This window comes from Pseudomonas sp. AC136 (assembly GCF_979258585.1).
Window position 1 is genome coordinate 4,141,188 of sequence record NZ_OZ409865.1, and the last position, 22,299, is coordinate 4,163,486.

At 60.5% G+C, this 22,299-nt stretch carries 19 protein-coding genes and 1 tRNA gene; 12 read left to right on the plus strand and 8 right to left on the minus strand.

Annotated elements, in window-relative coordinates:
- Positions 1-25: 25 nt before the first annotated feature.
- From ACZZZU_RS18545 to ACZZZU_RS18600, 12 genes are all read left to right on the plus strand, one after another.
- Complete coding sequence (locus ACZZZU_RS18545; RefSeq protein WP_463551443.1) at positions 26-568, plus strand: DUF3304 domain-containing protein; 543 nt, start codon at positions 26-28, stop codon at positions 566-568.
- On the plus strand, positions 556-2,820 hold the full coding sequence (locus ACZZZU_RS18550) for a T6SS phospholipase effector Tle1-like catalytic domain-containing protein (RefSeq protein ID WP_463551444.1): 2,265 nt from the start codon (positions 556-558) through the stop codon (positions 2,818-2,820). The genes ACZZZU_RS18545 and ACZZZU_RS18550 overlap by 13 nt, the downstream gene beginning before the upstream one ends.
- Positions 2,807-3,346 carry a DUF3304 domain-containing protein gene (locus tag ACZZZU_RS18555; RefSeq protein ID WP_463551445.1) on the plus strand — a complete coding sequence of 180 codons (540 nt, stop codon included), beginning with the start codon at positions 2,807-2,809 and terminating at the stop codon, positions 3,344-3,346. Before ACZZZU_RS18550 ends, ACZZZU_RS18555 begins: the two co-directional genes overlap by 14 nt.
- A 133-nt stretch (positions 3,347-3,479) precedes the next feature.
- The gene (locus ACZZZU_RS18560) at positions 3,480-4,586 is read left to right on the plus strand and encodes a hypothetical protein (RefSeq protein ID WP_463551446.1); all 1,107 of its coding nucleotides are present in this window, start codon (positions 3,480-3,482) and stop codon (positions 4,584-4,586) included.
- Positions 4,573-7,941, plus strand: a complete 3,369-nt coding sequence (locus ACZZZU_RS18565) for an ImcF-related family protein (protein WP_463551447.1) — start codon at positions 4,573-4,575, stop codon at positions 7,939-7,941. Before ACZZZU_RS18560 ends, ACZZZU_RS18565 begins: the two co-directional genes overlap by 14 nt.
- Positions 7,938-9,503, plus strand: coding sequence for a type VI secretion system protein TssA (gene tssA / locus ACZZZU_RS18570; RefSeq protein ID WP_463551448.1), 1,566 nt, complete (start codon positions 7,938-7,940; stop codon positions 9,501-9,503). The genes ACZZZU_RS18565 and tssA overlap by 4 nt, the downstream gene beginning before the upstream one ends.
- A 25-nt stretch (positions 9,504-9,528) precedes the next feature.
- Positions 9,529-11,292: a type VI secretion system baseplate subunit TssF gene (gene tssF, locus ACZZZU_RS18575; protein ID WP_463551449.1), complete on the plus strand. Its 1,764-nt coding sequence runs from the start codon at positions 9,529-9,531 to the stop codon at positions 11,290-11,292.
- On the plus strand, positions 11,256-12,338 hold the full coding sequence (gene tssG, locus ACZZZU_RS18580; RefSeq protein ID WP_463551450.1) for a type VI secretion system baseplate subunit TssG: 1,083 nt from the start codon (positions 11,256-11,258) through the stop codon (positions 12,336-12,338). Before tssF ends, tssG begins: the two co-directional genes overlap by 37 nt.
- Positions 12,319-12,882: a type VI secretion system lipoprotein TssJ gene (tssJ, locus tag ACZZZU_RS18585; RefSeq protein ID WP_463551451.1), complete on the plus strand. Its 564-nt coding sequence runs from the start codon at positions 12,319-12,321 to the stop codon at positions 12,880-12,882. The genes tssG and tssJ overlap by 20 nt, the downstream gene beginning before the upstream one ends.
- 2 nt (positions 12,883-12,884) lie before the next feature.
- Positions 12,885-13,322, plus strand: a complete 438-nt coding sequence (gene tssE, locus ACZZZU_RS18590) for a type VI secretion system baseplate subunit TssE (RefSeq protein ID WP_463551452.1) — start codon at positions 12,885-12,887, stop codon at positions 13,320-13,322.
- A 5-nt stretch (positions 13,323-13,327) separates the two neighbouring features.
- Positions 13,328-14,458, plus strand: a complete 1,131-nt coding sequence (locus tag ACZZZU_RS18595; RefSeq protein WP_463551453.1) for an OmpA family protein — start codon at positions 13,328-13,330, stop codon at positions 14,456-14,458.
- A 99-nt stretch (positions 14,459-14,557) separates the two neighbouring features.
- A complete protein-coding gene (locus ACZZZU_RS18600) occupies positions 14,558-15,280 on the plus strand; it encodes an acid phosphatase (RefSeq protein WP_463551454.1) in 723 nt (240 codons plus the stop codon).
- Positions 15,281-15,376: 96 nt separating this feature from the next.
- Here ACZZZU_RS18600 and ychF read toward each other — a convergent pair whose 3' ends face one another.
- The 8 genes from ychF to ACZZZU_RS18640 all read right to left on the minus strand — a co-directional run bounded on the left by ychF (position 15,377) and on the right by ACZZZU_RS18640 (position 22,165).
- Positions 15,377-16,477, minus strand: a complete 1,101-nt coding sequence (ychF, locus tag ACZZZU_RS18605) for a redox-regulated ATPase YchF (protein ID WP_122492982.1) — start codon at positions 16,475-16,477, stop codon at positions 15,377-15,379.
- Positions 16,478-16,517: 40 nt separating this feature from the next.
- A complete protein-coding gene (gene pth / locus ACZZZU_RS18610) occupies positions 16,518-17,102 on the minus strand; it encodes an aminoacyl-tRNA hydrolase (protein WP_122492981.1) in 585 nt (194 codons plus the stop codon).
- Between the two features lie 31 nt (positions 17,103-17,133).
- Complete coding sequence (locus ACZZZU_RS18615) at positions 17,134-17,745, minus strand: 50S ribosomal protein L25/general stress protein Ctc (RefSeq protein ID WP_463551455.1); 612 nt, start codon at positions 17,743-17,745, stop codon at positions 17,134-17,136.
- 127 nt (positions 17,746-17,872) lie between these two features.
- Positions 17,873-18,814: a ribose-phosphate pyrophosphokinase gene (locus ACZZZU_RS18620; protein WP_108098481.1), complete on the minus strand. Its 942-nt coding sequence runs from the start codon at positions 18,812-18,814 to the stop codon at positions 17,873-17,875.
- 46 nt (positions 18,815-18,860) lie between these two features.
- A tRNA-Gln gene (locus tag ACZZZU_RS18625) sits at positions 18,861-18,935 on the minus strand.
- Between the two features lie 33 nt (positions 18,936-18,968).
- Positions 18,969-19,820 (minus strand): 4-(cytidine 5'-diphospho)-2-C-methyl-D-erythritol kinase, encoded by an 852-nt coding sequence (ispE, locus tag ACZZZU_RS18630; RefSeq protein WP_463551456.1) that lies wholly within the window; start codon positions 19,818-19,820, stop codon positions 18,969-18,971.
- Entirely contained in the window at positions 19,820-20,437 is a 618-nt protein-coding gene (lolB, locus tag ACZZZU_RS18635; protein ID WP_122492978.1) for a lipoprotein insertase outer membrane protein LolB, read from the minus strand. Before lolB ends, ispE begins: the two co-directional genes overlap by 1 nt.
- Entirely contained in the window at positions 20,438-22,165 is a 1,728-nt protein-coding gene (locus tag ACZZZU_RS18640) for a tetratricopeptide repeat protein (RefSeq protein WP_463551457.1), read from the minus strand.
- Positions 22,166-22,299 lie beyond the last annotated feature (134 nt).

The window sequence follows — 22,299 nt, forward strand, 5'->3', positions numbered from 1 at the left end:
GCTATGTGCTCAAGGAACACCGCTCATGACTTCTCTAATAAAGCGCCCGCATCGCTGGCGCTCAACGAATTTGTTCGCCTCTTCTTGCGCTGCGCTAACGCTGGCTCTGCTGGCCGAAAGCGGCTGGGCAGGAAGCATCAATGGCATTAACCACACGCATTGGGCGATTAACCGCTTTAGCGTTGATGGGCGCCCGGCCATGGACGGTATTGACCCATACCAGGGGGGAGGTGGCGGCTGGGGATATATGGTCCCAAATCGATGGAAGCCTGGAATGGCGGTGCGCGTGGATTGGGAAACTGGGTTGGGGGGTTCTAAGGGATTCCCCGGCTTTGCCGATGAAGCGAAATATCTCGCATGGAAAGAAAAGATGCAGGCGCAGGATCGCCGGCTTACTAAGTTTGTGTCGGTGCCTAATTACACCGGTGAAAAAACCTGCGGCATCACCGTCCATTTTCTCCCGTGCGATGAATTGCAAGTCAGCACATCCTGCTACGACTATGGCAATCCCGAATACCCAATCAAGACGCCGCTTCATCTGCCGGAGCCGACGTCATGTCCTCAATGACCCGCGCTCCGGTGTGGTATCCGCCGGAATTCCCAGCGCAAGGTCGATTGCCCAGTCGGCCGGAACAAGTCGTTTGGAACATTCATCGTCAAGGCGATATGGAGCGTGATTACCACGGCGCTCTTTCAGAAGCTGCAGGCCTGCGCGTAGCTCCGCCTTGTTGCAAAACGCTGCACATCAGCTTGTTTTTTGATGGTACCGGAAACAATCTTTTTAACGATTTGTTTGTGGCAGACGTTCCTCATCCCACCAATATTGCGCGGCTATTTCGCGCCACGATTGGACACGGCTATGTAGGCGGTGCCTCTAACGCTGAGGGCTTGCTCGACCCACCTGGTTCAGGGCAGGGGCAATATTACAAATACTATATGCCTGGCGTTGGCACACCCTTTCCAGAGGTCGGGGACCTGGACTATTCAGATCTCGGGCTGGCCTTTGCCCGTCATGGCGAAGAGCGCATCAACTGGGGACTCCTGATGATTATCGATGCGCTGCGTCGAGAGTTAGGGTTGTCCAGGCTCGATGGGGTGACCCTCAAGGCTTCTATTGATGCAATGGGGTCGACGTTGGGCATTGCTGCACGTCGAAGTCGGACTCGGGAGTTTGATCGTCAGCTTCGCTTGTTGGTCCCGCTTTTGGGGCCGGCGGTGCTTCATCCCTTTGCGGGCAAGCCGAAACTTGTGGGCATTAAGTTGTATGTGTACGGCTTTTCACGAGGCGCTGCGGCAGCACGAGCATTCGTTACGTGGCTTAACGAATTGCTCAGCCATACCGAGCGAACGCAGCCTGCGTTACAAGTGGATGACCTGCGCCTTCCCGTCCGGGTGCAGTATCTGGGCCTCCTGGACACCGTTGCCTCGGTAGGCATGGCGGAAATGATGCCCGGGGCCGATGGCCATATGAGTTGGGCCGACAAAAATCAGCAGTTACCTGGGGGGAATAATCTCGTTAAACGTTGTTTGCACTTGGTGGCAGGCCACGAACAGCGGTTGTGTTTTCCGCTGGATTCTATACGCCGACCTAGTGGCGGATATCCTGTAAATAGCCAAGAGGTGGTTTACCCCGGGGTGCATTCAGACGTCGGTGGTGGTTACCCGCCGGGAGATCAAGGCAAGGCGAATAAAACCAGTGACGGCTTGCTGTTATCGCAAGTCGTCTTGCACGATCTTTACGCCGACGCTTTTGAAAATGGCGCGCCCTTAAAGGTCCCCGAAGACGCGTTGACTCAATCGATGCGGAACGAAACCTGGCGAGTTATGCGCCTATCGGCAGTTAGTGAGTTCGCTCTTGACCCTGCCTTGGTCAGTCGCTTTAACGCCTGGCACCACGTGACTGCTGGACTTTCGCTAGTCCAGCAGTCACCGCAGGAAAAACATTCGGACTATCGTCCCATCGTTGCGACGGTATTCCTTGAGCAGGCCCTAAAAGCTCACCTCAGCTGGCTAACCGCCTGGCGCATCGATCGTTACGCCTTCTTCAGCATGGAGCACACAAGCTTCTATAACCAGGCGAGCGACACCCATGCTGATCTCGTTGTGCGGAACGCTGCCAAAGCCGCCCGCAACAAAAAACAGCAAGCAGTAGACGCCGAGCGTGTCGTGCAACAGGAACTGGAACGTCGAGGCCAGGCGCCCAAGCCTTTACCTCCCGGCCCGAAAGACTTCGATCCCGACTTGGGGAAAACTCAGTTGCGCGAAGCGGCTAATGAGTTCGGCGAAGCTTTTCGCGACCTCAATCATCTGGCCTCCCGAATTGACCGAGTCGTGCCGGCCGCAATCGGCTCGCCGGATGTGTTCGAAAATTACCACGTCGACGTCGGTGTGGAGTGCCGCCAACTGAAGGCGGCTGGTCGGGCGCGAGTCAGGGAGCTATTTCCGCCGCCTGACGGCTTCAATAGCCACATTGATGACCACCGCCGTGGCAAGGTCGACGAAAACCGCAACGCGTCGAGCCCGGTAGGGCTGTTGCGTGCTCTGTTCGATGAGCATGTACATGACTCGCGCGCCTGGTTTCTTTACTCCTGGAAACGCGAGCCGTTTGGCAGCTTTTTCCGCGAACGCATGGTGTTTTTCGGGGATGCCAGCAGACGAGAAATCGCGCTCAACGAGCAGGAGATGCGCGAACTGTTTGCCTATCAGACGCCGACCGCGAAAATCAGTGAGCGCTGGGCCGAGATCCAACGAGTGCGCACCGATAAATGGCTAGCCGAACGCGCCTTGACCCACGGGGAGGTGGACCATGACGCGGCTTAGGCACGTTAGCCAAACGCACCATTTGTGCGGCTTCTGGCGAAGTCTCTGCCTCGTCGCATTGGGGCTATGTGGCGGGGAGGTTCGGGCGGACCTCATTTATGGAATTAACCACACCCATTGGGCGATCAATCGCTTCAGCGTCGACGGGCATCCAGCGATTGACGTAATCGGCCCGTACCAAGGTGGCGGTGGCGGCGGGGGGTATTTCGCTCCCGAGCACTGGCCGCCAGGTATGACAGTACGTGTCGATTGGGAAACCGGACAGGGCAGCACGAAGGACTTTCCAGGATTTGGCGATTGGCCGAAATATTTGGAATGGTCAAAAAAAATCAAAGCGCAAAAGCGCCAACTCTCAAAAAACGTTGCAGTCCCTGATTACACCGGCCACAAAACCTGCGGCATTACAGTCCACTTTCTCCCATGCGACGAGTTACAAGTCACCACCTCCTGCTACCACTACGGCAACCCCGAATACCCCATTAAAACGCCGCTTCACCTGCCGGAGCCTGCCTCATGTCCCAGTTAAATACCTGCCCGTCAGGCGGGAAAATCATGGGGTTCTTAGCGCTTTCAAAAATCGGATTGCACGATGCTCGGCCGCCTCGTAGCCGGCAAGTTCGTGCAGCCTCAAGCCCCGGCTCAAGCAGGCAGGCCGGGCTTTGAAAACGATGCCGCATTTTAATCCTTATCCACTGAATGCCCGTCCGGCCTATGGGCGCTGGTTTATGGCCGGCGCCGTATTGCTTTGCCTCGCCAGTGTGGCGGCCGTGCAGGTTGGGCCGTTTGTTGAGCCACGTCAGGCGGCGGGTGGTGTTGTGGTTGTGCTGGCGTCCTGGCTGTTGGCTCTGTTGCTGCGGATGATTTACCACCATGCCAATCGAGCCAATGCCGAGCGCTATGCGCAGTTCGCTGAGCAGGTGCAGCGGCGCTGGTGGCGGGAGCACCGTGAGCAGGTGTCGATGATCGAATCGGTGCTGGTCAGCCCGGCCTGTAGCGCTGTCGAAACGGCGGCGGCGCTTTTTACGTTCACTTATTTACCGCCCCACAACGCGGTGCGCGCGCCGGCACCGATTCGGTCGCCGTTGGTGCGCGGCGTTCAGCGCGCCGAACGCGAGATGCAGCTTGCTCGGTTGCTGGTCATGCGCTGGCAAGAGCAAAACCCGGCGCCGGAGGTCGGTGATTTAATGCGCTGTTACTGGTTAGGGGCGCCCTCAGTCTGGCGGGCGTTTTGCGCGGAGCTCGCGCCGCAGGTGCGACTGCCCGACGAGCCGCAGCAGTGGCGGGGGATCGAGAGTCTGAACGAGGCTATTGATGCCCTGCAAAACGCCCCGCAGCAGTCGCGCATTCTCTGCGTCGCGTGTGTATCGCTGGACGTCATCCCTAACGCTGGCGAAGCGGCATTGCTTTGGCTGCTGGGCCCGAGCGGGGGGCCGCGCCTGCAGCGAGGCGAATGGCTGACCCTCGGCGCCGAACGGTTAGTCGATGTGAGCAGGCGTGCCCTGGAGCAGGCAGAACTGCAACAACCTGCCCAAGCCTGCATCACATTCAGCCAACCGCAATTGCACGACGAGCAGGCCCCCGACTGGGACCTTACCAAGCATTTACAGGATGCCAACTTCGGCGCGCTCGGCGATATGGAAGCGATGGTCGCGTTGACGCTGGCCTGTTGGTATACGCAGTGCAACGACGTGCCGTGTTCATGGCTGGCCAGTGACCCGACGCACAGCGTCGCGCTTGGCGTGGTGAAGCCCCATGAACCAGTCTGAGTCGTCACGTTCTTTCAGGTGGCAACCGGTTGCGTTGCTGGTGCTGGCCGCCGTGCTGGTGGTGGCACTGACGGCGCTGCTCTGGTGGCTTTACTCCGCAGCCCCGGCGGATGAAATCGATTGGCAGCGTGCGATTCCGACCCTCGCACTGGTTGCGGCGGGACTGGCCATTTTCGCCGTCGTGGCATGGCTGATTATCCACGGTCACATCGGGCATTGGAGCGCCGCCATGCAAACGGTGTGGTGGCGCCGGCAGAGCCCGCTTCCGGTCGATGGGCCTGGGGAGGAAATCGCCTCCGCCATGCGCGAACAATTCGGCGTGTTTTGGCGTCGGCGCGTGCGTCTGTTGTGGGTGCTCGGCGAGCCTGAGCAGGTCGAGTCGCTGGTGCCAGGCCTGGCTGAAAAGCTGTGGCTGCATGACCAGAACACGGTGCTGCTGTGGATCGGTTCATCGCAAAGTCCGGTCGAGCCGGAACGCTTGGAACGCTTGGAACGCTTGGAACGCTGGCGCGCATTGCGGGCCTGGCGGCCTGTGGATGGGTTTATTTGGGTACTAAGCGAAGGTCAGCGTGACACGGCCGATTTTGTCGCAACCGGCACGCGCCTTTTACAGCGCGTGATGCGAACGCTGCGATGGCAAGCGCCGCTGCATCTGTGGCAGCTCAGTGCTACCGAGTGGGAGCAGGCGCAACGGCCACAACAAACGGTGGGGCGCGTGCTTCCCGCTCGAGCAGATGCTGTGCAGTTTCAGGCCTGTTTGCGTGAGGTGCTGCCGCCGTTGCGACGGCTTGGTTTGGCGCAGATGCAAAACCTGCCGTCAGACGATTTTCTCTGGCGCCTTGCGCGCGATTTACAAGCCGAAGGCGTCACGCGCTGGGCTCAGGCGTTGGTGCCGTCGTTTGATCGCCGCAATCCGGCAGTGGCGCTGCGTGGAATTTGGTTCAGTCCGCTAGCGCATGGGCGTGCACCGACCAGCCATCAGCGTACCTGGGCTTTTTCGCCAGCCTGGGCGGGCGTGCTGGGTGATCGGGCGCGCGGGCGCCGGCTGGGCTGGAACGCGCCACGGGTGTTGTATGCGTCGCTAATGTCAGTGGCCTGCGTGTGGAGCGTTGGGTTGCTGCTGTCGTTTGTCAGCAACCGGCTGATGGTCGCTCAGGCACAGCACACCTTGACGATGATGCAGCAGGCGCAAGGAGGGGATGAGCAACTGCTTGCGCTGCACGAAATGGTGCGGGAGTTGGCGCGCTTGCGCCAGCGCTCGGCCGATGGCGTGCCGTGGCAGCAGCGCTGGGGCTTGAGCCGAAACGCCGATTTGCTCGCAGCGCTCTGGCCGCGTTATGTCGAAGCCAATAACCGCCTGCTGCGCGATCCGCTGGCCGCCAGCCTGCATCGGCAGATGACGGCGCTGCTGGCTTTGGCGCCGCAGAGTCCGGAGCGATCAGCCCGTGCGGCTCAAGCTTACGACCAGCTCAAAGCGTACTTGATGATGGCGCGTCCGGAGCGCAGCGAAGCTGACTTTCTTGCCGCCACGTTGGCGCTTGCAATACCAGGGCACCACGACGTACAGCCGGACCATTGGCAAGGATTGTCGGCCAGTTTGCTGAGGTTTTATGCGACGCAATTGGCGACGTACCCGCACTGGCGCATCGAGCCTGACCGGCGCCTGATCGCGCAGGTGCGTCAGGTGTTGCTGGGCCAATTGGGGCAGCGCAACGCGGAGTCCAATCTGTATCAGCAGGTGCTGGATGAGGCGGCCAATAACTATCCAGCCCTGGGGGTGGAGCAACTGACCAGCGAGGCGGATGCCCAGCCGTTGTTTGCAAGTGCAGTGACGGTGCCGGGGGAGTTTACCCGCCAGGCCTGGGAGGGCCAGGTGCGTCAGGCGATTGAACAGGCCGCTGAGGCGCGCCGCGAAAAAGTGGATTGGGTGCTGAGCGAATCACCCGCCGAACTGATGCCCGAGTTGACGCCGCAGCAGCTGAAACAGCGTCTCACCGCACGTTACTTTCAGGACTACAGCAGCGCCTGGCTGAGGTTTCTCAATAGCCTGCAGTGGCAACGCGCGAGCAGCCTGGCGGACGTGATTGATCAACTGACGTTGATGAGTGATGTGCGCCAGTCGCCCTTGATTGCGCTGCTCAATGCATTGGCCTTCCAGGGACAGGCGGGTGGGCGGACGTCGGCGTTGACCGATACGCTGATCGACTCGGCGCAAAAGCTTCTCGCGAACACACCGGCGGCGGCCATCAATCAACACTTGCCCGGTGCCGATGGGCCGCTGCATGCGACGTTTGGTCCGCTGCTGAAACTGCTGGGCAACGAGGATGAGCCTGGGGCTGGGCAGTCGTTGAGCATTCACGCATTTCTGAATCGGGTAACGCGGGTGCGGCTGACGTTGCAACAGATCAGCGCCGCCCAAGATCCGCAGCACATGACGCAAGCCTTGGCGCAAACCGTGTTTCAAGGCAAGGGTGTAGACCTCACCGATACGCGTGCCTACGGCAATCTTCTGGCCGCCAGCCTCGGCGCCGAGTGGGCGGGCGTCGGCCAGACGTTGTTTGTGCAGCCCTTGGAACAGGCGTGGCAACAGGTGCTGGAGCCTTCAGCCAGTGCGCTCAATCGGCAGTGGCAGCGGACGATTGTCGACCTGTGGGATAAGTCATTCACCGGCCGTTATCCCTTCGCCGCCACCACCAACACCGCATCGTTGCCAATGCTGGGGCAGATGATTCGTGCCGACTCGGGGCGCATCGAGCAATTTTTGCAGCAGCAGTTGGCCGGCGTCCTGCGCAAGGAGGGCACGCGCTGGGTGGTCGATCCGCGCCATAGCCAGGGCCTGTCTTTCAATCCGGCGTTTCTCGATGCGGTTGAGCAACTCAGCGAATTGGCCGACGTGTTGTTCACCGACGGTGGCATGGGGCTGAGTTTTGAACTGTTGGCCAAACCGGTGCAGGACGTCGCGCAAACCCTGTTCATTCTCGACGGCCAGCGACTGCATTACTTCAACCAGAAGGAAAGCTGGCATCGCTTCACATGGCCGGGCAGCGGCGAATATCCCGGCGCGAGTGTGACGTGGACAAGTACCCATAGCGGCGAGCGCTTGTTTGGTGATTTTCAGGGGCCATGGGGCCTGATCCGTCTGCTTGAACGTGCCCAGGCTACTGCGCTGGATGACAGCGAGAGCCGCTACCGCCTGCAAGTTGCGACCCCTGATGGCTCGATGCTGACCTGGCACCTGCGCACCGAGTTACATGCCGGGCCGTTGGCGTTGTTGCGTCTGCGCGGGTTTCGTCTGCCGACGGATATTTTTCTTCCAACGCGCGCGGTCGCTGATGACGGACAGGAGCGGCTATGACCTTGCAGACCCTTGTGGACAACTGCCTGGAGCAGGTGGATGGGCTGGCGATGGCACGGCAGCAGGCCGCGCAATGGGCGCCCTGGTTGCTGCCGTTGGAACACAACCCGCCGGTCGGCACAGACCCTGGCTACCACGATGACTATCAGCAGATGCGCGAGGAGGTGGACAAGCTGTCGGGCGCCAATGCAGCGCGCGTCGCGAGCCTGGCCCAATCGGTGCTCACCACCTGCTGCAAGGATTTGCGCGTGGCCACTTATTACGTCTGGGCTCGTTTGCATCAAGACGGCGAGGCGGGTTTGGCCGACGGTCTGAACCTGTTGGCCGCTCTGGTGGATCGGTTCGCAAATCAATTGTTGCCGGCAAGGCCCAGCGGGCAAAAGTTGGCAGTGGAGTGGCTGGCCGGAGCGAAGGTGTTGGCGAGTCTGTCGTTGTATCCGGAAGTGGCCAAGCCGGATGCGCAGCGCACGGTCGCAGCCCTGGTCTGGCTGGAGCAAAGCCTTGGCAGTTGGCCGCCCGAGCAGCGTCCGTGTCTGGATGGCTTGTATGCCGCGCTGGCGCAACGCCTGTCGCAGGCGGGTGGCGTTGATGCGCTGGTGCCGCAGCACAGCGCCGCTGATGAGCGCAGCGTGCCGGCGACTGCCATTCAATCCGGCCGCGATCTTCTTGAGCATGGCCGCATGCTGGCGGGTTACCTGCGCGCGCAGCCATCTGGCTGGCTGGCTGCCCACCGGCTGATGAAAAGCCTGCGCTGGGACACGGTGCAGCAGGCGCCGCCCCTGGGGGCTGCCGGGAATACCCGCCTGGCACCGCCGCGTGCCGATTACCGCGCACAGCTGCGTCGGCTGTACGTGCAGCAAAGCTGGGGCGAACTGCTGGAACTGGCCGAGCGGGTGTACGCCGAGGGCGTTAACCATTTCTGGCTCGACCTGCAGTGGTACGTGCACCAGGCGCTCGACAAACAACCGGCGCCGCAGCATGCGTGGGGCGACGTTGTGCGAAGCGATCTGGCGCTTTTTCTTGATCGCGTACCGGGCTTGGAAACGTTGTGCTGGAGCGACGGGTCGCCCTTCGCAGATGCCACAACCAGCGCATGGATCACTCAGCATGTACGCCAGGCGCCAGGGCAATGGCTGTCGCCAGCAACACCCGTAGCGGCGGTTACAGATGACATTCTGGAGTGGGAAAACGAGGCACTGGCGCAAGCCGACAGCGACGGGGTGGACGCCGCACTCGCGTGGCTGGCGGCGCGCCCCGGCATACAGAGCGGTCGCCAGCGCTGGCTTCTGCGTTTGCTGATGGCACGAATCACCGAGCAATGCGGCAAGAGTGAATTAGCCATTCATTTGCTCGATGAACTGGATCGCCGAGCCCAGGCACTTGCCTTGGTGGAGTGGGAGCCCGAGTTGGCATTCGAGGTCAAGGTGCGGCTGCTCAAACTGCTCCGCGGACGGGGCGCTCAAGCCACAGCCGACAAGGCGGCGCAACGCTCGCGGATGGACGCGCTGCTGGCCTCGCTGGTAGCCATCGATCCACTGCGCGCGGCGGTGTTGTGTGGCTGATTTTTCTGGGGGACCCGCGAGCGAAATGGATAACCTGACCCTGCACTATTTCGACGCTGAAATGCGTTACCTGCGTGAGGCCGGCAAGGAGTTCGCCGACGCGTTCCCTGATCGTGCCGCGCATCTCAATCTGGATAAACCGGGCGCGCGCGATCCTTACGTGGAGCGGCTGTTTGAAGGGTTCGCCTTTCTAATGGGGCGCCTGCGCGAAAAGATCGACGACGACTTGCCGGAAATGACCGAGGGGCTGGTCAGTCTGTTATGGCCGCATTACTTGCGCACCATTCCGTCCCTGTCGGTGGTGGAACTGGCGCCGGACGTGGCGCAGATGGCGAGCAGCGAAACCATCGCGCGCGGCTTTGAAGTGTTGTCGCGGCCGGTGGGGCCGCAACGCACGCGCTGCCGCTATACCACGACCGAGCCCGTTGCCTTGCAGCCGATTGCGCTGGAGTCGCTGCGCCTGGGGCATGAGGCCGATGGCCGTTCTGTTCTGCGGCTGCGATTCAGCTGCGGGGCGTTGGCGGACTGGACGCAAGTCGATCTGAGCCGCTTGCCGGTGTATCTGAATGCCGACTCGCCGCTTGCCTGCGCGCTGCATCAGGCGCTGACCTTGCACGCGCAAACGGTGTATGTGCGGCTAGCGGGGCAAACGGATCGCACGGCGCTGGATGTGCATTTCAAGCCCAAAGGGTTTGGCGCTTCCGACCGCCTATGGCCTAAAGGCGATGCTTCGTTCAGTGGCTACCAGCTGCTGCTTGAGTACTTCAGTTTCCGCGAAAAATTCATGTTCGTGACCCTCTGCGGTCTGGAGCAACTGACGCTCGCCGCCAGCGTGCGCGGGTTTGAATTGGATGTCGTGCTGGCTGAGCAGTGGCCGCAACAATTCGCGCTCAATGCCGAGCACCTGCGTCTGCATTGCGTGCCGGTCATCAACCTGTTTGCCCTGGAGGCCGATCCGCTGTCGCTGGCGCCGCTGCAAAGCGACTACCTGCTGCGGCCGATGCGGCTGCAGGACGGCCATACCGAGATTTATTCGGTGGACGAGGTGAGTTCCTCCCGCGATGCAGAACACCGCGCGTACGTGCCGTTTACCAGTTTCAGGCACAAGGGCGGCATGCTGCGGGACGAAGCGCCGGAGCGCTTTTTCCACACCCGTCTCAAGCGCGGCGCGAACGGGCTGCACGATACCTGGCTGATTCTGGGCGGCGAGGGGTTTGCCACTGATTGCCGGGATGAGCAGGGCAGTCTGTCGATGCGCTTGACCGGCACCAATGGGCAACTGCCGCGCAAAGCCTTGCAAAGCGCCTTGCTCGATACGGTCGTACAAACCACCCAGACGCCCATTCGCGCGCGCAATTTATGTGCGCCCACGCAGCCGTGTTATCCGCCGAACCGTGACCGCTTTCATTGGCGCGTGCTGAGCCATCTGGGCTCTAACTTTTTGTCGATGCTCGACAGCGCCGAAGTGCTGCGCGGCACGCTGGCGCTGTATGACTGGAGCCAAAGCGAACTGAACCGAAGGCGACTGGGGGCGATAGTCGAGGTGCGTCATCACCTGATCCAGCGCTTTGAACGCGGTTTTCTGCTGCGTGGCGTGGACATCGAAGTAACGCTGGATGCCGGGGGTTTTTGCGGCGACGGCGACATCCATCTATTCGGCGAATTGCTCAGCCGGTTCTTCGCGCTGTATGCCGACGTTCATCTGTTCAACCAGCTCACGCTGATCCTTCAACCCACCGGTAAGTGCCTGCGATGGAACGAGAACCACAGTCTGCGTATTCCCGGCTGAAACGCAGCGGTTTGCTGCCGGCCCTGCAAGGTCGCGTCGCCGAAGCCAGCTTGTATCGCCTGTGCCAGATGCTGGAGCTGGCGATGCCTGGCCATCCGCCGCTGGGCAGCACAGCAAACCCGGCCGATGACGCGGTGCGTTTTCGGCCCGATCCGGGGATGGGTTTTCCGGCCGGGGAGCTCAAGGGTATCGAGTTTGACCAGCGCCGTCCGCTGGCGCCGGCAACCGTTCGTACGCGGTTGATGGGGCTGTATGGCGTCGACTCGCCCATGCCGGCGGCTTATCTGGATGACATAACGCAACGACGGGAGGGGCACGAGGCCCTTGAAGGGTTTCTCGATGTGTTCAACCACCGGATTTTTACCCAGTTTTACCGAATCTGGCGCAAGTACTCCTACCCGGCGACCTTTGAGCCGGGCGGCGTCGATGCCACCTCGCAATGTTTGCTAGGCCTGGTTGGACTGGGCATTCCCGGCACCGCCGAGCGCATCGGCACGCCGGTGTCGCGCTTCCTAGCGTTGCTTGGCGTCATGAGCTTGCCGACGCGCAACGCCGAAGGCATGCAGGCGCTGGTTACCCTGCTGGCGCCCGGCACTGGCGTGGGGGTAACGCCTCATTGGCCGCGACGTGTGCCGCTCGCAGCGGCCGCGGTGCTTTGCGCTCAACAGCGGCCGAGCCTGAGCCAGAGCGTGGTGTTGGGAGGTGTGGGTACCGACGTGAACAGCGAAGTGTTGCTGACGCTGGTCACCCAAGACCTTTCCCAGACCTGTGCCTGGCTGCCGGGTGGACAGCAGCTGCGGGACTTGATGGTGTTGCTGCGCGTTTATCTGGGCTGGCGCTGCTGCGCCACGCTGCAGTTGTCGGCGCCGCTTAATTGCCTGCCTGAGCCAGTGCTGGGCAAAACACCGCTGCGCCTTGGGATGACAGCGCGGCTGGATAGCGGCGCTGATAGCGAGGCGCGGATTACCGTGAGTCTGGGCCGGTATCAAGGCCTGCACGGCAACCCCTTGAAGCGGGAGAGCACGCATGTTGCCTACCGATTTTAGCCGCGCTGTTTTACTGGTCATCAGTCTGGCGCTGGGGGGCTGCGGGCTTGTGCAAACAGTAGGCGACGGCACGACCTCGACGGCCAAAGCCGTGTTTTACAAACAGGTGAAAACCCTGCGTTTGGACTTCACCGGCCGGGCCTCGTTAAACACCGATTCCGCCGAGATGAATGCGTTGTCGGTGGCGACGCTGGTGCGCATTTACCAGTTGCGCGATAGCCGCGCGTTCGAACAGGCGAGCTACGACCGGCTGGTAACCGCCGCCGCTTCGGCGTTGAGCGCGGACCTGGTGGACGAGCAGGCAGTGGTGATCAAGCCGGGAGGCGGCGCGCAACTGAGCGTGCCTCTGCACAACGAGGCGCGTTACGTCGCGGTTGTGGCGTTGTATCGGCAACCCGATCTGGCGCAGAACTCGTGGCGTTTGCTCGTGCCGCGCGATGAGCTGGATCCCGACCGCGCCCGCATCGTTGAGTTGGCGGACAACACTCTTTTTTTGGCCGAAGCGGCCCGCAACAAAAAGCAGCACGCATCGGTGGAGGACTGACGGTGGACGAACTGGGGCCTTCGTTGTACGAGCTGCTGCTGCAAAACTTTTCCGGTGAGTTGGCGCTGGACCGGGTGCGCGAGCAGGACCAAGTGATTCTTTCCGTACTCGATAACGTGCAGCGCCTGCTCAACAGCCGCGCCGGAACGCTCAGCCACCTGCCGGACTATGGCGTTCCGGATCTGGACCGGGTTCTACACGGCGTGACCGGCACGGCGCATGCCATGGTGGGGCGATTGCAGGCGATGTTGATCAAGTACGAGCCGCGCCTGGACACTGTGGTCATGCGTTTGCTGCCGGCCAGTCGCCCCGGGCATCTCGATTACGCGTTGGATGTGCGGTTGAAATCGGGCCAGCACGCCACCTTTGGTACGGAGCTGGCGCCAGAGGGGAAAGTGGTGCTGCGGCACTTGAAGCAGCACTTTGCGGCGCTGCAATGAGAGAAGTGGACGCGACGCTCTCGGACATCGCGCTGCGCCTGGGCGGCGACCCTCATGCCTGCGCCGAATTCGGCAGGCTGCGCGAGGAGCTGAACAAGCTCAACCATCCGGCGCGCCCTGATGTGAACTGGGCGGAGGTTGAGCGGTTATGCACGGCGTTGTTGCAACGCAACGGTGTCGACCTTCAGACGATGGCGTGCATGGCATTGGCGCGCAGTCAGCGCTTCGGTGTCGCGGGGACGCTTGAAGGTGTGGCGCTGATGGATGGCGTGGTGCGCCTGCACAGTGCGCGCGCCTGGCCCCCTGGCAGTCAGGCGAAACTGGAGATTTTTACCTGGGTGTTCACTCAGTTGCAGGGGCCGCTGCGCGGTGGGAATTTTCACGCCCACGACTTGCCGCTGCTGGCCGAGCTGGAAACTGCACTGGGCAATTTTCATGAGCGCCTGGACAGCCAGCTACGGCTTCCCGTGGTGGCGCTGCACAGCCTGCGCCAATTGGTGCGCAGCGCCATACACCGTGGGCAGCGACAGATGCTCGCGGCGCCTTCGCCGCCGGTTCGTGACGGTGTGTCGCCGATGCGCTTTCAACCGGAGGCTTCGCGCCTGCCGCGGTTTTTTGCAGTGGCTGGCGCGCTCTGCATCCTCGGGTTAGGGGCGTGGGGCAGTGTCTGGGTTGGGCAGCGCAGCGGGTATGAATTGAGCAGCGTTTTTCCGCTGGCCGCAGATGCGCCGGCGGTTTCTGCTCATGTGGCGACGCTGACGATATTCGCGGCCGGCAGCGCTGAGCTGGGGCCCGACTCGACCAAAGCGCTTATTGGCGCGCTGGCGCGCCTTGCGGCCCAGCCGGGCAGGCTGATCATGATCTCTGGCCACACCGACGCATCGGGCGATGCGCACGTCAATCAGCGCCTGTCTTTGGCCCGGGCCGCCGCTGTGCGCGACTGGTTGCAGCGCATGGCGGGAATCGCTGACGAGTGCGTGGCCATTCAGGGACTCGCCGCCAGCCAGCCCGTAAACGCTGATGAAACAACGAGCGGGCGGACGGCCAATCGCCGGGTTGAAATCCGCTGGGGGTCTGGGCCTGGAACCTGCACTTCTGTTCGGCCAGACGAGGCAGCGAGCGCGTCGGGTGTTTGATGCTGGGCATCGCGCTTATCGCCAACGCGATGTTCAAGCTGGGTTAGCTGCCGCGCAGGCGGCGGCGTTTGTCTAATTGGCTAAGTTGGGACGCAATTTATGAAGTTTACGTTGATGACATCCGCCACCATTTTCAGCGCTCTTTTTTGGGCGTTTAACGTATCAGCCAGCGAACAGGCTGGATTCCTCAGCGCGGAAACGGCGCCCGATAGCTTGGCCGTCTTGCCCGCACCGCCTGGGGAGAACACGGTCGCTTTCCAGGCTGACAAAGCCGCTTATGAAACGGGACGTGTATTGCGCGACGCTGCACGCGTGGAGCTCGCCAGCCGCGATGCGAGTTATGAAAATTTCCGGCCTGGATTTAGCGAGGCATTTGGCGTGGAAATCTCCCAGGCGCATACACCAAAGCTGTATGCGCTTTTGCAGGGAGTGCTGCAGGACAGTCAAGATTACGCGGTAAGAACTGCCAAAGACGGCTACCAAAGAGTTCGTCCCTTTGTGGTTTACAAAGAGGCTTCGTGTACGCCGGAGCGTGATGAAAAGATGGCGACTACCGGCTCGTATCCATCCGGGCATGCCTCGTTCGGATGGGCAATTGCCTTGGTGCTGGCCGAGATCAATCCTGCCCGTCAGGTTGCGCTGCTGCGGCGCGGGCATGAGTTTGGCGTCAGTCGGGTCGTGTGCGGCGCGCATTGGCAGAGCGACGTACAAGCCGGGCAGCTCATGGGCGCAGCCATAGTCGCGGCCTTACATGCCAACGGTGAGTTCATTCGCGCATTGAGTGCGGCAAAAAATGAATTTGCCACGCTTAAGGTGAAGTAGGGGAAGTGGGGCGTTTGGTGCCGGCAAGGAACAACCCGGCGCGCGTAGTGAACACAAAACCTCTGAGGCGAGCCCCCAGAGGTTTTGTTCAGCGGATCAGACGTTGAAGCGGAAGTGCATGACGTCACCGTCTTTAACGATGTACTCCTTGCCTTCCAGGCGCCATTTACCGGCTTCTTTCGCGCCAGCTTCGCCTTTGAACTGGATGAAGTCGTCGTAGGCGATGACTTCGGCGCGGATAAAGCCTTTTTCGAAGTCGGTGTGAATCACGCCAGCGGCTTGCGGTGCGGTGGCACCGACGCGCACGGTCCAGGCGCGCACTTCTTCAACGCCGGCGGTGAAGTAGGTTTGAAGGTGCAGCATTTCGTAGCCGGCACGAATCACGCGGTTCAGACCAGGCTCTTCGAGGCCGAGGGCTTCGAGGAACATGTCTTTTTCTTCGCCGTCATCAAGCTCGGCAATTTCCGCTTCGATCTTGTTGCAGACCGGTACCACGATCGCGCCTTCTTCGTCGGCGATGGTCTTGACCACGTCGAGCAGCGGGTTGTTCTCGAAGCCGTCTTCGGCGACGTTGGCGATGTACATCACCGGCTTGGTGGTCAGCAGGTGGAAGCCACGGATGATCAGCTTTTCTTCGCTGCTCATGTTCTTCATCAGGCTGCGTGCCGGCTTGCCTTCGGTGAAGTGGTTGATCAGTTGTTCCAGCAAGGCTTTCTGAGCCACGGCGTCTTTGTCGCCGCCCTTGGCGTTGCGGGTGACTTTCTGCAGTTGTTTTTCACAGCTGTCGAGGTCGGCGAAGATCAGTTCCAGGTCGATGATTTCGATGTCGCGCTTGGGGTCGACGCTGTTGGAAACGTGGATAACGTTGTCGTCTTCGAAGCAACGCACCACGTGGGCAATGGCGTCAGTCTCGCGAATGTTGGCGAGGAATTTGTTGCCCAGGCCTTCACCTTTGGACGCGCCGGCTACCAGGCCTGCGATGTCGACGAATTCCATTGTGGTCGGCAGGATGCGCTTGGGATTGACGATGGCCGCCAGGGCGTCGAGACGCGGGTCCGGCATGGGCACGATGCCGCTGTTCGGCTCGATGGTGCAGAAAGGGAAGTTCTCCGCCGCGATACCGGATTTGGTCAGGGCGTTGAACAGGGTGGACTTGCCGACGTTGGGCAGGCCGACGATGCCGCAGTTAAATCCCATGGTGTAATCCTCGCGGAAGTGAATTCGCTAAAAAGAAGGGTCAAGCCTTTTGGCTGTGCAGAAGTTTCATCGCCCGGTTCCATTCCCCGGCGTAAACCTCTGGCATCACGCCGAGGGCAAAATCGATGCTGGCGTCCAGTTTGTCCTGCTCGGCGCGAGGCGCACGACCCAGTACAAAGCCGGATACCTTGCTGGCTTCACCGGGGTGGCCAATGCCAAGCCGCAAACGGTGAAAGGTATTTTGATTGCCGAGTTGCGCAATGATGTCGCGCAAGCCGTTGTGCCCGCCGTGTCCGCCGCCTTGCTTGAATTTGGCGACGCCGGGAGGCATGTCGAGTTCGTCGTGGGCTACCAGAATGGCGTCTACCGGAACGCGGTAGAAACCGGCCATGGCGGCAACAGCCTGGCCGCTGCGGTTCATATAGGTAGTGGGAATCAACAGACGAATATCGTGACCTTGATGGCTGAAACGCGCCGTCAGGCCGAAAAATTTGCGCTCTGCTACCAGATTGACCCGTTGGGCCGCAGCGAGACGCTCAACAAAAAGGGCCCCTGCGTTATGCCGGGTCTGTTCGTATTCAGCGCCTGGATTACCCAGGCCGACGATCAGTTGTACGGCAGTCACGACAGGAGCCCTTCCTTAGACGAGGCGAGAATTACTCGGCTGCGCCTTCTGCTTCATCTTCTTTCGGTACGCGCGAAGCGTGGATGTTGGCAACTGGCAAGTCTTTGCCGTGTGCCAGAGCAACCAGCTCAACGCCAGCTGGCAGAGTCAGGTCCGACAGGTGAACGATCTGACCGATTTCTACTTTAGCCATGTCGACGTTGATGAATTCCGGCAGGTCTTTAGCCTCGCAGGACACTTCAACTTCAGCGGCGGTGTGGGAAACTTCGCCACCTTGCTGCTTCACGCCAACTGCAGTTTCCTGGTTGATGAAGTGCAATGGAACGAGGACGGTCAGTTTCTGGCCAGCAATAACGCGGACGAAGTCAGCGTGCATCACGTGACCTTTGGCCGGGTGACGTTGCAGGGCTTTGATCACTACAGTTTCAGCAGCGCCGCCAACGGTCAGGGTGATGACGTGGCTGTAGGCAGCTTCGTTTTCCAGCAGCTTGGCGATTTCTTTAGCCAGCAAAGTGATGGAAACAGGCGCTTTGTCGCCACCGTAAACTACGGCAGGAACTTGGGCGGCGAGACGACGCAGGCGGCGGCTCGCACCTTTCCCCAGGTCGGAACGCACTTCAGCATTCAGGGCGAAATCAGTCATGGTGAATCTCCAAAATAAACATCGCCGCCTTCATTGCTTGCGACCGGCAATGGAAAGCGGTGAGGCAAAAAGCCCCGCACGAGGCGGGGCACTTTCGTTCTGCGTCATGTGGCCAGGGGTTTAGCCCTTAGCGGAACATCGCGCTGATCGATTCTTCATTGCTGATGCGGCGTACCGCCTCAGCGACTACCGGCGCGATATCCAATTGGCGGATACGTTTGCAGGCTTGAGCAGCTGCCGACAACGGGATGGTGTTTGTTACCACCAGTTCGTCGAGCATGGAATTTTCGATGTTCTCGATGGCGCGACCGGAGAGAACGGCGTGCGTTGCGTAGGCAAACACCTTGGCAGCGCCGTGTTCTTTCAGAGCCTTGGCCGCGTGGCAGAGTGTGCCAGCGGTGTCGACCATGTCATCCACGAGGATGCAGGTACGGCCTTCAACATCACCAATGATGTGCATCACTTCGGAGTGGTTGGCCTTCTCACGACGTTTGTCGATGATGGCCAGATCCACGCCCAAGGATTTGGCGACAGCGCGAGCACGCACTACACCGCCAATGTCCGGAGACACGATCATCAGATTTTCGAAACGTTGGTCTTCGATGTCGTCCACCAGTACTGGCGAACCGTAGATGTTATCTACCGGAATATCGAAGAAACCCTGAATCTGGTCGGCGTGCAAATCAACAGTCAGAACGCGGTCGATACCGACGACGGTCAGCATGTCAGCCACCACTTTGGCGCTGATTGCCACGCGAGCGGAGCGCGGACGGCGATCCTGGCGGGCGTAACCGAAGTAGGGGATCACGGCTGTGATTCGAGTAGCCGAGGAGCGGCGGAAGGCGTCGGCCATTACCACCAGTTCCATCAGGTTATCGTTGGTTGGCGCGCATGTCGGCTGGATCAGGAAGACGTCTTTACCGCGAACGTTTTCGTTGATTTCAATGCTGATTTCGCCATCGGAAAATTTTCCAACGGAGGCATCGCCGAGTGGGATATGCAGCTGACGTACGATACGTCGCGCCAGATCGGGGTTAGCATTCCCCGTAAAGACCATCATCTTGGACACGCGCAGTACCTGCCGGCTGAGGGTATACCTGGATGAGTATAGAAAATGGCAGGGGCGGCTGGATTCGAACCAACGCATGGCAGGATCAAAACCTGCTGCCTTACCGCTTGGCGACGCCCCTGTAGTGTGCAACTGGATGCTTAGCATCCGCTTCTCAGGACAGTGCTTGTAACCGCTGGTGCAACATCGAAACGTTACAACCTTTAGCAACAAACCCTGGCAGGGAGGCTGGAAGTTGGGCCGCGACTTTATCAGCTTCGGCTTTGTTAGGGAAGCTCCCAAAAACACAACAACCAGTGCCGGTTAATCTAACTGAAACAAATTTGTTTAGCAAGATCAAAGCGTTACGAACATCTGGGTAACGCCTCTCGACCACCGACTGACAGTCATTACGACCGCCCCGCTCGAGAACGGCCGACAATGTAATCGCGGGAGTATCGCGTGTCAACTCCGGGTCTGAGAAAATTTCTGCTGTGCTGACAGATACTTGCGGTATCGCCACCAGAAACCACGGTTCGTCCAATTCCACTGGGGTCAGCACCTCGCCAACGCCTTCTGCAAATGCCGCATGACCCTTCACAAATACGGGCACATCGGCGCCCAGATTCACGCCCAATTCGGCGAGTTGGTCGAGGCTCCAGCCGAGCTGCCAAATATGATTGAGCCCCAGCAATGTAGTAGCCGCGTCGGAGCTGCCGCCACCTATGCCGCCTCCCATGGGCAGACGTTTTTCCAGCCAGATATCGGCACCCAGCGAGCACGTGCTTTTGCTTTGCAGTTGGCGTGCGGCTTTGACGATCAGGTTGCTGTCGTGGGGGACGCCTTCGATGTCGGTGTGCAGGCGAATCTCGCTGTCTTCGCGCAGCGCGAACGTCAGCTCATCGCTGTAATCGAGAAACTGAAACAGGGTTTGCAGCTGGTGATAACCATCGGCGCGGCGGCCGAGGATGTGCAGCATAAGGTTGAGTTTTGCCGGTGCCGGCAGCGTAAGGCGAGCAGCAGACATCACTGGCCAAGCTGGCGCGGCTGCCAGTCCTTGATCACCAGGGTGACGTCGAGGTCGCGGCCGTGCAGCTTCATGCGCTCGGGCAGCCAATAACCGTTTTGCTCGGCATAGCTGAGGTACTCAACCTGCCAACCGTCCTGACTCAGACGTTGCAAGTGGCTCTCGCTGTCGAGCGTGAGACTGCTTTTGCTGTCTGGCGCGGGAAGGCCGCGCACCCACCAGGTCAGGTGTGAAATCGGCAGCTTCCAACCGAGTTGCTCTTCCAGCAGCGCCTCGGGCGTTTCTGCTTGGTAGCGTCCCTGATTGGCTACCTCCAGCGTGACGTCGCCGGCGTGGCCAGTCAGTCGTGCGGCGCCGCGACCCAGTGGGCCGGAGAGGCGAATGTCGAAATAATCTTGGCGCTGCAGCCAGAACAGCGTGCCGCTACCTGAATCTTTTGGCGCGCGTATCCCGACCTTGCCGCTGATCTGCCAGCCGTTCAGGGCAGCCGTGCGCGTTTTATGCGCCTGCCATTTGGCCGGGTCGCCCTGGCCGTCCAACGATTCATGGGAGGTGAGGCCGGCACAGCCGCTGAGGGCGGCAAGCAGGCCGATAACAATGAGGTGGCGCAAACGCATTTAAAGCTTCTCGGAACCGGTCAGGCGCAACAGGGTTTCGCGCAGGATGGAGTTGTCAGGCTGTTCTTTTTGAGCCGCTGCCCACACTTTTTTAGCTTCGGACTGCTTGCCGTTGGCCCAAAGCACTTCGCCCAAATGCGCTGCCACTTCGGCGTCGGGGAAACGCTCCAACGCCTGACGCAATAGGCGCTCAGCTTCGTCGAGATTGCCGGTGCGGTAGTTGGCCCAACCCAGGCTGTCGAGAATCGCCGGATCGTCGGGGCTCAGTTTGTGGGCTTTTTGAATCAGGTCTCGGCCTTCGGTATAGCGCGTGGTGCGGTCGACCAGCGTGTAGCCCAGCGCGTTAAGCGCCATGGAGTTGTCCGGCTCGCGGCTGAGGATGGTGCGCAGGTCCGCTTCGAGCTGCTTCAGGTCGTTGCGCTTTTCGGCCAGCATCGAGCGGGTGTAGAGCAGGTTCAGATCGTCCGGGTACTGCTTCAGTGCGCGCTGAATCACCGCCCAGGCTTGGTCGTAATGCTGCCGGCTGGACTGCGCTTCGGCTTCGATCAGGTACAGCTGAATGGCGTAATCCGGCTGGGTTTCGCGGGCTTCGGCGAGCACCTTCGAGGCTTCGCTGCTGCGGCCGGTGTCGAACAGAATGTTGGCCTGACGCAGCTGCGCCGGCAGATAATCGTTACCTGGGCCGACTTGGCTGAACTCCTGAACGGCATTGTTCGGGTCTTTCAGTTCTTCATAGGCGCGGCCGAGGTTGAAGTGCGCGGCGTCAACATGACTCTCGCGTTCAACCAAGTCCTGCAGATAGCCGATCGCTTCCTGCCAAGCCCCGGCTTCCAGGCACACCAACGCCAGCGAGAAACGCAGGTCATCGTCATCGGGAAACTGTTGAACCAGGGACGCGAACTCGACCTTGGCGTCATCGAGGCGGTTCTGTTCGACTAGAAGGCGCGCATAAGCCAAGCGCAGGCGCTTGTCGTCCGGGTGTTGCTTGATGCCTTTTTCCAACAGCGGAATGGCTTCGTCGCTGCGCTTCATGCTTTGCAGCAGGCGAGCGCGTAGCAGCAGCGGGGCGACGTCATGGGTCGCGGCTTTCTGATCTTCCAGCAACTGAAGGGCGGTGTCGGGGTGTCCGTCTTGCTGCAGTAACAGCGCTTTGCCGAACAGCAGCTGACCGTTGTCCGGGTATTTCACCAGCAAACGGTCGAAGCTTTGTTGCAAACCGGCGCGGGTATCGGGATCGGTTTCGGCAGCGGAGAGGGCAAGGAAATCGAAGTGGGTGTCGCCTTGACCTTGCAGCACTTTTTCCATGTACACCATGGATTCGTCGTAGCGACCGGCGCGGGCCAACTGAATGGCGGCGGCACGTTGCGCTTCAAGGTTCTCTGGCGCGTTCTTGGCCCAGATCAGCGACATTTCCAGCGCGGGTTCGTCGGCGCCCAGGTACTCAGCGATGCGAAACCCTCGCTCGGCGACTGCGGCGTCTTGGGTTTCGTTGGCCTGCTGAATGTAATTTTCCAGGGCAATGTCGAAGCGGTTACGTTGCCCGGCAAGCTCGGCGGTGAGCAAGGAAAGCAGCGTTTCTTCGCTAAACGAACCGTACACCTGAGGCTTGGCAACGGCGACCGGCGCGGTGTCTTCCACCGGCGGTACGCCATCCTGCTTGGATGGGCTCAGGCTGGCGCAGCCCCCGAGAAACAAGACGGCGGCGAACAATGGCAACGATTTATTCATATATAGGAAAGGGCGACTTACCTGCGGTCTGGGCATCATGACACAAGCCGTGGGGCAAAACCCATGGGGCAAGCGCCTATCTATGGTTGGCTGTGCGAGACAGGCTACCGGCTATTAGGACAATAGTGAGCGGT